Source organism: Corynebacterium senegalense, assembly GCF_900411315.1.
Classification (GTDB): domain Bacteria; phylum Actinomycetota; class Actinomycetes; order Mycobacteriales; family Mycobacteriaceae; genus Corynebacterium; species Corynebacterium senegalense.
Window position 1 is genome coordinate 1702871 of the sequence record NZ_LS990887.1, and the last position, 12175, is coordinate 1715045.

Sequence of the window (12175 nt, forward strand, 5' to 3'; positions counted from 1 at the left end):
GCTCAGTTCCCCTTCCCCTCGTTGTCGATGGGCGCGGGCACGGCGAAGGTGGTCACGCCGGTGGTGACGGGCTCGGAGCTGCCGCCGGCGTCTCGGCGCGCGGCGATGGCGTCGCGGCCGCCGTAGCTGTGCTCGGGCTCGCCCCGTTCGAGGCGGCGCGTGGGGGCGCCGGGCCCGGCGTCAAGCACGGCGCTGCGGTAGATGGTGCGGTCGGCGGCCGACTCGGCTGCCCGGTCCGTCACCGCGGCGATCGGGCCGGCCAGCACGGTGATGGCCAGGGAGGCGGCGACGAGGGTGGCCGTGGACAGGAACATGCCCGCGGGCAGGCGTCCGACGTCGTCACGCTCTGCCACGGGGACCGTCTCGTTGATATCGGAGAGGGCCGAGGGGCGCGCGACGGCCACGTCGCCCTCGGGGGCTTCGGCGCGGTCGCGGAGGAAGCCCTTCGACCACACGAGGATCATCACGTAGAGGGTGAGCAGCGAGGTGACCACCGCGCCGGCGACGAGCACCCAGGCGAGCCAGGAACCCTCGTTCGCCCCGGCCTCGAGGAGCATGACCTTGCCCAAGAACCCGGAGAACGGGGGGATTCCGCCCAGGTTGAGCGCGGGGATGAAGTAGAGCAGCGCGATGAGCGGGGCGGAGTAGAGCAGGGAGCCGAGGCGGCGCAGCTGGGAGGTCCCGGCCTGGCGCTCGATCAGGCCGACGACGAGGAAGAGCGACGTCTGCACCAGGACGTGGTGCACCGCGTAGAAGATCGCACCGGACAGTCCCTGGAGGGTGCCCAGGGCCACGCCGAAGACCATGTAGCCGATGTGGCTGACCAGGGTGAAGGAGAGCAGGCGCTTGATGTCGTTTTGGGCGAGGGCGCCCATGATGCCGACGATCATCGTCGCTAGCGCGACCCACATGAGCATGGTGTCCAGGGAGCCGTCGGTGAACACGGTGGAGCGCATGCGGATGATCGAGTAGATGCCCACCTTGGTCAGCAGCCCCGCGAAGACGGCGGTGACCAGGGAGGCGGCGGTGGGGTAGGAGTCGGGCAGCCAGGCGTCGAGGGGGAAGATCGCCGCCTTGATGCCGAAGGCGACGAGAAGGGTGGCGAAGATCGCGGAGCGGGTGCCCTCGGGCACGCCCTCCATCCGCAGGCCGGCCTGCGCCATGTTCACCGTGCCCACCGAGGCGTACACCAGGGCGAGGGCGAGCAGGAACACCAGAGAGGACGCCATGGAGACCATGACGTAGGAGATGCCGGAGCGCACGCGGCCCGGGGAGGCGCCGAGGGTGAGCAGGATGTAGGAGGCGACGAGGAAGATCTCGAAGCCGACGTAGAGGTTGAACATGTCGCCCGCCAGAAACGCCAGGTTCACGCCCATGCACAGCAGCATGTAGGTGGGCAGGAAGACGGCGACCGGGTCGTCCTCGTCGCCGTCGCGAACCCCCTGCGAGATGCCGTACCACATGACGGCGAAGAGCACGATGGAGGAGACGAGCAGCATGACGGTGGAGAGGCGGTCTGCGACGAGCGTGATGCCCACCGGCGCGTCCCAGCCCCCGACCTGGATCGTCTGAATGCCGTAGATGTCGGCGATGAGCAGCAGCGTCGCGGCTCCGACGGCGAGGATGAGCAGGGCGATGAACGCGATGGCGCCCTGCAGCTGCACGCGCTTTCCCGCGACGAGGATCACGGCGGCGGCCAGCGCCGGCACCAGGACCATCAGCGGGATGAGGATGTGGGCGGCGGGCAGGGCCCACGCGGCGTAGGAGACGAGGCTAGCGCTCACCGTCGGCCTCCTTCACGGGTTCCTCGAAGCTGCGCGGCCCGAAGTTGTCGCCCGAGGCGTTCATGCGGCCGGTGCGGGGGTCGTCGGAGGCGTCGTGGTCGGGGGCGGCCGAGGCGGTGGCGGGCCGCGCCGCGATGGCCTGGTCCTCCTGGTCGCGCTCGATGACGTCGGCGGTGCGGTAGCGGTACTGCCTGTAGGCCAGGGCCAGCATGAATGCGGTCATCGACATCGAGATGACGATGGCGGTTAGGATCATCGCCTGGGCGAGGGGGTCGGCGATGCGCTCGCCGTAGAGCGCGCTCTCGCGCCCGATGATCGGCGGGGAGCCCGCCTGCCCGCCCGCTTGGAGAATCAGCAGGTTCGCCCCGTTGCCCAGCAGGATGATGCCCATGATCATGCGTGTCATGGCGCGGTCGAGCATGAGGTAGACCCCGCACGCCACGAGCACGCCCGCGCCGATGAGCAGGAAGAGGTTCGCTTCCATCTAGCTTTCCTTCCTTTCGCTTGTCGACGCCCCAACGGCCGTCGATCCCCCCTGCGCGATCGCCTCGCGCTGCGCGGCGCGCGCTTGGCGCCGCCGGGCCTGCTCCTCGCGGCGGCGCAGGTTCTTGGCTTGCAGTTCGCGGGCGCGCTGGCGGGCGCGCTCCTTGCGGGCCTCCTCCTCGTAGTCGAGGTAGGCGCCGACGGTGGTGAGGATCTGCATGATCAGGCCGATGACGATGAGGTAGACGCCGGCGTCGAAAAGCAGAGCGGACGTGATCGCGACCGGGCCGATCAGCGGCAGCTCGGGCTCGACGTAGCCGGTGGTCAGGGGAGGGTAGCCCCACAGCATGGGGGCGAGCGCCGTGGCGCCGGAGACGATGAGGCCGGTGCCGAGGAGCTTGGCCGGGTCGACGGGCAGCGCCTCCTCGATCTCGCGGCGCCCGCCGGCGAGGTAGCGCAGCGAGAAGGCCAGCGCCGCGACGAGCCCGCCGGCGAAACCGCCGCCGGGGGCGTTGTGCCCGCCGAAGAAGAAGTAGAGCGAGAGCATCATCATGGCGGGGAAGAGCAGGCGGGTCACCACGTCAACCATGATCGAGCGGTTCTGCGCCGTTTCCGAGTCCACCCCGGCGGCGAGCCACCGCGGCTTGTTGGTCAAGAGCACGGGGCGGCGCGAGCGGCGGTCGACGGAGCCGGTGCCGAAGATGAGGCTGGCCACACCGGTCGCGGCGATGACCAGCACCGAGATCTCGCCGAAGGTGTCCAGCGCGCGCAGGTCAACCAGCAGGACGTTGACGGCGTTGCGGCCGTGGCCGATGTCGTGGGCGAGCCTGGGCATGGCCGTGGAGATCGGCTCCGCCGTGCGCGAGGAGATGGCGGTCATGGCGACGACCACGACGGAGACTCCGGTGCCGATGGCGAGCCAGGCCCGCAGGCGTATGTCGTCGCGACGCTGCGGGATCTCGGTGGGCATCTTGCGCAGCACGAGCATGAACACGACCATGGAGATCGTCTCCACCAGCACCTGCGTCAGGGCGAGGTCCGGCGCCCCGTGCAGGGCGAAGATGAGCGCGACGGAGAAGCCGGTCAGGCCCACCATGATGACGGCGGAGAGGCGGTTTTTCTGCACGGTGGCGGCCACCGCGATGAACGCCATGAACACCACGGCCATGCCCTGCAGGGGGCTGTCCCAGACGATCATGCGGATCGAGTTGGACTCGCCCAACACGAGGCTGGCCAGGGGTACCGCGGCGAGGACGAGGAAGATGACCGCGAGGTTGATGGTCAAGGAGCCGCGCTGGGTGGAGGCCGTCAGCTTGAGCGACCACGTGCGCAGCCGGGCGAGCAGGGCGTCCCAGACGCGGTCGGCGTCGCCGAGCGCGGGCGGGTCAAACTGGGCCTTGGCCACCAGGTCGCGCTGCCAGAACATGACCGCGCCCGCAGCCACGATCACGCCGGTCAGCGCCAGCGGCACGGTGAAGCCGTGCCACAGCGCGAGGTGGGAGCCCTCCACGTCGGGGAAGCGCACGTCGAGGTACTCGTTGAACGCCTCTGAGACCCACGCGGGGTACACGCCGAAGATGACGGACAGGGCGGTGAGCACCAGCGGCGGGGCCCACAGCGTCGCGCCGATGCGGTGCATGCCCTCGACCGCCTCGGAGACGATGCCGTCGCCCTTGGTGGCGAAGGCGCCGTAGAGGAAGTACAGCGAGTAGGCCATGGTGAGCACCGAGCCGACGACCAGGCCGACGAGCATCATCCCGCCCGGCATGCCCACCAGCAGCTCCTCGTGCAGCACCGCATCCAGGGCGCTCTCCTTGGCCACGAAGCCGAACAGCGGGGGGATGCCCGCCATGGAGGCCGCGGAGATCGCGGCGAGCGCGAAGACGAGCGGCTCGCGGCGGCCCAGGCCGGACAGCTCCCGGATGTCGCGCGTCCCGGTCACGTGGTCGATGGCGCCGGCCACCATGAACAGCGCGGCCTTGAACAGGGAGTGCCCGAAGGTCAGGGCGAGGCCCGCCAGCGTCGCCTCGCGCGAGCCGACGCCAATCACCGCTGTGATGAACCCGAGCTGCGAGACGGTTCCGTAGGCGAGGATAAGCTTCAGGTCGTACTGCTTCAGCGCCATCCAGCCGCCGAGCAGCATGGTGAACACCCCCGTGCCGATGACCACGATGTGCCAGGTGCTCACCGGCGCCATGTCGGGGGCGAGCCGGGCGACGAGGTAGATCCCGGCCTTCACCATCGCCGCGGCGTGCAGGTAGGCGGACACCGGGGTGGGGGCGGCCATCGCGCCGGGCAGCCAGAAGTGCCACGGGGCCTGGGCCGATTTGGTCAGCGCGCCGAGCATGATCAGGACGATCGCGGCGGAGATTGCCGGGGTGGCGGCGATGTCCGCGAACAGGGGGATCTCGGAGAGGCGCCAGATGCCCGTCTGCCTGCCGAGGAGGATGATGCCCACGAGCATGGCCAGCCCGCCGAAGGTGGTGACCATGAGGGCCTGGATGGCGGAGCGCCGCGCCGAGGCGCGCTCCCCGTAGTAGCTGACCAGGAGGTAGGACAGCACGGAGGTGAGCTCCCAGAACACGTACATGAGCAGGAAGCTGTCCGCGATGACCAGGCCGTACATCACGGTGGCGAAGGCGGTGAGCTCGGCGCCGAAGATGGCGAGGCGCCGCGGGTTGGAGTCGAAGTAGCCCCAGCAGTAGAACAGCACGAGCGCGCCGACGCCGAGGATGATCAGGCTGAACAGCCCGGCCAGGGCGTCGAGGCGGAACTCGAGGTTGAGGTGGGCGCTGGGCATCCACTCGTAGGCGGCGATGATCTCGCCGCCGTCGCTGAACGCCCCGCCGCGGAAGAGACTGACCATCCAGACGAAGCCGCCGAGCGGCACGAGCGCCAGGAGGGCGAAGGCGGGCCGGCCGAGCGCGCGCAGCATGAGCGGCGCGGCGAGGGTGGCGGCGATGAGCGCGGCCAGCAGCGTCAACACGTGGTGGGCCCTCCTAATGCGTAGGCGACACGGGGCGCGGCCGCGCGCTCGGTCCGCCTGGGTTCCACCCGGCGCAGGGGGCGCTGAAAATACACCACAATAACTTGCGCTTTGAGTTCAACAAGATAAAAGGCGCGTCCCGACGTGGCGCGGCCAACGTTTTCAACTTTAGCGGTTCGGCCTTTCTTTGGCGAAGCCCCCCCGCGCGCGGCGTAGTACAGCGCCCTAGAGGTTGCCGTAGATGCGCTGGGCCCCGGAGGACATGGCGGCGGCGACGGAGTGGGCGGGGGAGGGGCCGAAGCCGATGGCCCAGGCGGTGCGGGCGTGGTCGACCTGGTGGCAGACCTTGACGCAGGTGACGGTGGCCTCGTAGAGCTCGATCTGGTGGAAGGCGAGCATCTCGACGTAGCGGCCGTGCGCGTTGAGGATGGCGCTGACGGCGGAGGCGGGGCCGGTGGCGGTGATCTGGGAGGAGGTGTGCTCGGGCTGGCGGGTCTTGGACAACGCGGTGACGGCGGCGGTGTAGCGGTTGTCCAGCCAGGTGAGCTGCTCGGTGGTGGTCAGCGCGATGTGGAGCGTGGGGGCGGGGGCGAAGGTGGCCATGAACAGGCCCCAGTCCATGCCCTCGGCTTCCTCGCGCAGCTCGCGGGGGAGCTTGGCGTCGATGTCGTAGCGAGCCTGGAGGGGGTCGCGGGTGTCGCGGAAGACCTTGGTGGCGTGACGCTGGGTGTGGGAGGTGCCGTGCAGCGCCGTTCCGAACTGGGACTCGAAGTAGGTGGTGAAGTCGGACGTGGACGTGTGGGTAGGCGTGGTAGCCATGGTCGCAAAGATTCCTTCTGTGGCGAAAGCGGGGTGGGGATGACCGGTCCTCTAAGTCCTGATTTTCTTACCGACTACTTCCCCGCGCCACATGAACCGGCTATGTGTGGCCGGGGTGCGTAGCCTGAATTACCTGAATTCGGCTAAGCGAGCCCGGTAGCTTTACTAGCCGCTTGGCTAGGCCCAGGCCCTGGAGAAGGAATGCGGATGTCATGCTCGTCACACTAGCCCGCCGCGCCGTGACGCGCAACACTCTCGTAGCGTTTCGCCCGCGCTTTTCGACGTCCGCCCAGCTCACCCGGCCAAAAAATTTTCCCGCCGGGCGAGAAGAGCGTTCCACTTTTTAGGAGTAGCGCTGGAGGAACAGCGCCTCGGCCACGGCGATGCGCTCGATCTCGGTGGGGTCGACGGACTCGTCGACGCCGTGGATTCCGCACTGGGGCTCCTCCACGCCGAACAGGGCGATCTCGGCGTCCGGGAACTGCTCCTGCAGGGTGGTGGTCAGCGGGATGGAGCCGCCGGAGCCCACGACGGAGAGGTTGTCGACGCCGTAAGCCTCGCGCAGGCACTGCCCGAGCAGCGCGGCGGCGGGCCGCTCGGCGTCGGTGGCGAAGGGCTGGTTGACGCCAGAGATCTCCACCTCCACCTTCGCGCCCCACGGGGTGTGGGCGAGGATGTGCTCCTTCATCTTCTCCGCCACGAAGGCGGAGTCCATGCCGGCGGGCACGCGCAGGTTGAACTGGGCCTGGGCACGCGGGTTGACCGCGTTGACTGCCTCGGCGACCGGGGTGGAGGTGAACCCGATCATGGTGACGGCGGGCCGCGCCCAGACCATGTCGGCGGGCTCGTCGTCGACGGTGCCGAGCAGCTGCACGCCCTCGAGCACGCCGGCGTCCTTGCGGAAGTCCTCGCGGGTGTACTCGTCGCCCTCCCACTTCTCCAGGCAGTTGACGCCTTCGATGGTGGTGCGGCCGTGCTCGTCGAAAAGCGAGTCCGCGATGCGCACCAGCGCGTGGGCGGCGTCGGGGGCCGCGCCGCCGAAGCTGCCGGAGTGGACGGCGCCCTCGAGGGTTTCCACGGTGACCTTGACCTGGGCGCCGCCGCGCAGGGAGGTGGTCAGCGTCGGGACGCCGACGGCGACGTTGCCGGAGTCGGCGATGAGGATGGCGTCGGCGCGGAAGAGCTCCGGCTCGGCCTCGATGAGGCGGACCAGGCCGTCGAGGCCGCCGAGCTCCTCGGAGCCCTCGATGACCACCTTGAGGCCCAGGTCGGTGCCGCCGTGCTCCTCCAGCAGGCGCAGCGCCTCGAGGTGCATGGCCACGTTGCCCTTGCAGTCCGCGGCGCCGCGGCCGTACCAGCGACCGTCGCGCTCGGTCAGCTGGAAGGGGTCGGAGGTCCACGCCTCGGGATTGGCGGCGGGCACGACGTCGTAGTGCGAGTAGAGGAGCACGGTCGGGGCGTCGCCCACCGGCTCCTTGACCGCGATGACGGTGTCGGCGTCGTCGACGGTGGGGTGGCGGGTGACGGACAGGCCGCGCTCCTCGAGGGCGGCGACCACCCAGGCGCAGGCGGCCTCGTGCTGCTCGGCGAGCTCGGGAGTGGAGTGCGGCGAGTTGAAGGAGACCAGGGCGGACAGGTCGGAGAAGATGCGGCTGCGCTGGGGTGAAAGCTGGGGCGAAAGCTGCGGCGAAAGATCAGTCATGGCCCCGAACGTACCACCGCCCTAAGCGTGGGTTTTATCGGCTCCGATGCATATAAACGGCTGGCCCGGGGATACACTTTTTCGGTCCGATTCCCGGCACACCCTATATATGAGGAAGGTCGCCCCAATGGCTGACACCACCGCCGCCGCACAGCCGTCCATGCGCGAGCTGACGCTGCGCGGCGTCATCATCGGCGGGCTCATCACGCTCGTCTTCACCGCCGCGAACGTCTACCTCGGCCTGAAGGTGGGCCTGACGTTCGCCACCTCCATCCCCGCCGCCGTGATCTCGATGGCGGTGCTGCGCCGCTTCGCGGGCCACAACGTGCGCGAGAACAACATCGTGCAGACGATCGCCTCGGCCGCCGGCACCCTCTCGGCGATCATTTTCGTCCTGCCCGGCCTGGTCATGGTGGGCTACTGGGCGGGCTTCCCCTTCTGGACCACCGCGGCGATCTGCGCCCTCGGCGGCATCCTCGGCGTGATGTACTCCATCCCGCTGCGCCGCGCACTGGTCACGGGCTCGGACCTGCCGTACCCGGAGGGCGTGGCCGCCGCCGAGGTGCTGCGCGTCGGCGACAGCGACAACGAGACCTCCGCCGCCGCGCACGAGGAGAACGCGAAGGGGCTGCGGGTCATCATCGTCGGCGCGCTCGCCTCGGCGGGCTACGCCCTGCTGGCCGCCATGAAGGCGGTCGCCGGCGAGGTCGCGGGCTACTTCCGCGTCGGCCCCGGCGGCACCATGCTGGGCGGGTCGCTTTCCCTGGCGCTCATCGGCGTGGGCCACCTGGTGGGCCTGACGGTGGGTATCGCCATGCTCGTGGGCGTGTTCATCTCCTTCATCGTGCTGCTGCCGCTGCGCACGGCGGGCCAGCTGCCGGCGGGCGCGGACCTCGCCGAGGTCGTCTCCACCACCTTCTCCTCGGAGATCCGCTTCATCGGCGTGGGCACGATGGCCATCGCCGCGCTGTGGACGCTGGTCAAGATCGCGCGCCCGGTGGTCTCGGGGGTGGCGGCCTCGTTGGCGTCGTCACGCAAGCGCCACGACGGCGAGCTTGTCGACGTCACCGAGCGCGACATCCCCTTCCCCGTCGTCGCCGGCGTCATCGCCGCCTCGATGCTGCCCATCGGCTTCCTGCTCTGGGACTTCCTGCGCGGCACCGACATCCACCAGCACACGTTCGCGCTGATCACGCTGTCCGTGGTGTTCGTCCTGGTTGTCGGACTGGTCATCGCCTCGGTGTGCGGCTACATGGCGGGCCTGATCGGCGCGTCGAACTCGCCGATCTCCTCGGTGGGCATCATCGCGGTGCTGGCCTGCTCGCTGCTCATCGCGGCGATCATGGCGGGCACGGACGCTAACCCGGCCTCGCTGATCGCCTACACGCTGTTCACCGCGGCGATCGTCTTCGGCATCGCCACCATCTCCAACGACAACCTGCAGGACCTGAAGACGGGCCAGCTCGTCGGCGCGACGCCGTGGAAGCAGCAGGTGGCCCTGATCATCGGCGTGCTCTTCGGCTCGGCGGTGATCCCGCCGATCCTCCAGGTCATGCTCACCGGCTTTGGCTTCCAGGGCATGGAGGGCGCGGGCCCGGACGCGCTGGCCGCTCCCCAGGCGGCGCTGATGTCCTCGGTGGCCAAGGGCATCTTCGACGACTCCCTGAACTGGAACCTCATCCTCCTGGGCGCGGTCATCGGCGCGGTGATCATCGTCGTCGACGAGATCCTCACCCGCGCGACCGGCAAGTACTCGCTGCCGCCGCTCGCCGTCGGCATGGGCATGTACCTGCCCATCACGGTGACCATCATCATCCCGGTGGGCGGCGCCCTCGGCTACGTCTACAACCGATGGGCGGCGGGCCGGGGCAACCCGGACTTCGCCAAGCGGATGGGCACCCTGGCGGCCACGGGCCTGATCGTGGGCGAGTCGCTGTTCGGCGTGGTCAACGCCGGCATCATCGCGGCGACGGGCGGGGAGAGCCCGCTGGCCATCTTCGGCGGCGGGACCTGGGCAAACGTTCTTGGTGTGGTGCTCTTTGCGGGCATCGTCGCGGGGATGTACCGGTTTACGGCTGCTCGGGCGTCGTCAAGCGCTGAGGCGTCGTTGCACTCGGCGGGGGAGAGTGCTAAAACTGGTTCCTAGCACTCGAGGCAATGGAGTGCTAACACCTGAATACTTTTAAGCGGGTGAGGCTGAAGCCACTCATCAGCCGTGCCGTCGCGGGCGCCTGCTTAGCCGCTGACGACCGCCCCCGGGAGACCGGGGCGGTGGAGTGTCGTCGCTCGATGAAAACTCTCACTAGCTAAGAGGAGCAACAAACTCACATGGCAAAGATGATCGCATTCGATGAGGAAGCGCGCCGCAGCCTGGAAAACGGCCTGAACACGCTTGCCGACGCCGTCAAGGTCACCCTCGGCCCCAAGGGCCGCAACGTCGTCCTGGAGAAGTCCTGGGGCGCCCCGACCATCACCAACGACGGCGTGACCATCGCCAAGGAGATCGACCTCGAGGACCCCTACGAGAAGATCGGCGCCGAGCTGGTCAAGGAAGTAGCCAAGAAGACTGACGACGTCGCGGGCGACGGCACCACCACCGCCACCGTGCTGGCCCAGGCCCTGGTCCGCGAGGGCCTGCGCAACGTGGCCGCTGGCTCCAACCCGATGGGCATCAAGCGCGGCATCCAGGCCGCCACCGACAAGGTCGCCGCGGCCCTGCTCGCCTCGGCCAAGGAGGTCGAGACCCAGGAGCAGATCGCCTCCACCGCCGGCATCTCCGCCTCCGACCCGGAGATTGGCAAGAAGATCGCCGAGGCCATGTACGCCGTCGGCAACGGCGCGGTGAACAAGGAATCCGTCATCACCGTCGAGGAGTCCAACACCTTCGGCGTGGACCTCGAGGTCACCGAGGGCATGCGCTTTGACAAGGGCTTCATCTCAGCCTACTTCGCCACCGACATGGAGCGCGGCGAGGCCGTCCTCGAGGACCCGTACATCCTCCTGGTCTCCGCGAAGATCTCCAACGTCAAGGAGCTCGTCCCGGTCCTCGAGCAGGTCATGCAGTCCGGCAAGCCGCTGCTCATCATCGCCGAGGACGTCGAGGGCGAGGCCCTGTCCACCCTCGTGGTGAACAAGATCCGCGGCACCTTCAAGTCCGTCGCCGTGAAGGCCCCGGGCTTCGGCGACCGCCGCAAGGCCATGCTGCAGGACCTGGCCATCCTCACCGGTGGCCAGGTCATCTCCGAGGAGGTCGGCCTCTCCCTGGAGACCGCCGGCATCGAGCTGCTCGGCCAGGCCCGCAAGGTTGTCATCACCAAGGACGAGACCACCATCGTCCAGGGCGCCGGCGACCAGGCCCAGATCGACGGCCGCGTCAAGCAGATCCGCGCCGAGATCGAGCACTCCGACTCCGACTACGACCGCGAGAAGCTGCAGGAGCGCCTGGCCAAGCTGGCCGGCGGTGTCGCGGTGATCAAGGTCGGCGCCGCCACCGAGGTGGAGCTCAAGGAGCAGAAGCTGCGCATCGAGGACGCCGTCCGCAACGCCAAGGCAGCTGTTGAGGAGGGCATCGTCGCCGGCGGCGGCGTCGCCCTGCTGCAGGCCGCCAAGGAGCTCGAGGACGACCTCGGCCTGACCGGCGACGAGGCCACGGGCGTGAAGATCGTCCGCGAGTCCCTCTCCGCCCCGCTGAAGCAGATCGCCCTGAACGCCGGCCTCGAGCCGGGCGTGGTTGCCGACAAGGTTGCCAACCTGCCCGACGGCCAGGGCCTCAACGCCGCCACCGGCGAGTACGTGGACATGATGGAGGCGGGCATCAACGACCCGGCCAAGGTCACCCGCTCCGCGCTGCAGAACGCCGCGTCCATCGCCGCGCTCTTCCTCACCACCGAGGCAGTCGTGGCCGACAAGCCCGAGCCGGCTTCCGCTGGTGCGGGCATGGACCCGGAGTCTATGGGCATGATGTAAGAGCGTCTGCTTGACGACGCCTCAAGGGGCGCCTCTCCCGGATTGCGGGGGCGGCGCCCCTTTTTGTGTGCTGGGTTCTGCTGCAAGGCGATGACGTTTTTGGGGTCACATGCGTCACAGGTGACCTGGCGTTTTGCCGCGCCGGTTTCGCGGTTGTCTTGTGGGGTTCGGGGCTACACCGAGGGCGTGTTCATGCCAAGCAACAACGAACGGTTCATGAATATCGCAACCGTCCAGATGCCCTTAAATAACTAGGGCCGCCCAGGGTCCCATCCTTGACGGTGCCGCGCGCTCAACGGCGTCGACAGCGCGATGACCGCTCCGTCCTCGGTTGTCAGCCTGATCTTCTATGGCCAACCCCACCTTTCACCGGCAGGAACGCTCACCTGCCCTTCAACGCCGGCGACGTCTCGGCCGGGCCCGCTCCGCCCCCGG

The 12175-nt window shown here is 68.9% G+C and carries 7 protein-coding genes; 2 read left to right on the forward strand and 5 right to left on the reverse strand.

The window, feature by feature from the left end; genetic code table 11:
• Positions 1–2 precede the first annotated feature (2 nt).
• From DYZ02_RS08240 to DYZ02_RS08260, 5 genes are all read right to left on the reverse strand, one after another.
• The gene (locus DYZ02_RS08240; protein ID WP_425451042.1) at positions 3–1718 is read right to left on the reverse strand and encodes a Na+/H+ antiporter subunit D; all 1716 of its coding nucleotides are present in this window, start codon (positions 1716–1718) and stop codon (positions 3–5) included.
• 55 nt (positions 1719–1773) lie between these two features.
• Positions 1774–2268, reverse strand: coding sequence for a Na(+)/H(+) antiporter subunit C (locus DYZ02_RS08245; RefSeq protein ID WP_115685810.1), 495 nt, complete (start codon positions 2266–2268; stop codon positions 1774–1776).
• A complete protein-coding gene (locus tag DYZ02_RS08250) occupies positions 2269–5253 on the reverse strand; it encodes a Na+/H+ antiporter subunit A (RefSeq protein ID WP_115685811.1) in 2985 nt (994 codons plus the stop codon).
• Positions 5254–5478: 225 nt separating this feature from the next.
• Entirely contained in the window at positions 5479–6072 is a 594-nt protein-coding gene (locus DYZ02_RS11395; protein ID WP_245945725.1) for an acetyl-CoA acetyltransferase, read from the reverse strand.
• A gap of 343 nt (positions 6073–6415) precedes the next feature.
• A complete protein-coding gene (locus tag DYZ02_RS08260) occupies positions 6416–7774 on the reverse strand; it encodes a dipeptidase (protein ID WP_115685813.1) in 1359 nt (452 codons plus the stop codon).
• Between the two features lie 127 nt (positions 7775–7901).
• Between DYZ02_RS08260 and DYZ02_RS08265 the strand changes: the two genes are divergently transcribed.
• A complete protein-coding gene (locus DYZ02_RS08265) occupies positions 7902–9920 on the forward strand; it encodes an OPT family oligopeptide transporter (RefSeq protein WP_115685814.1) in 2019 nt (672 codons plus the stop codon).
• A 182-nt stretch (positions 9921–10102) separates the two neighbouring features.
• Complete coding sequence (groL, locus tag DYZ02_RS08270; RefSeq protein WP_115685815.1) at positions 10103–11740, forward strand: chaperonin GroEL; 1638 nt, start codon at positions 10103–10105, stop codon at positions 11738–11740.
• The last annotated feature ends 435 nt before the right edge of the window (positions 11741–12175 follow it).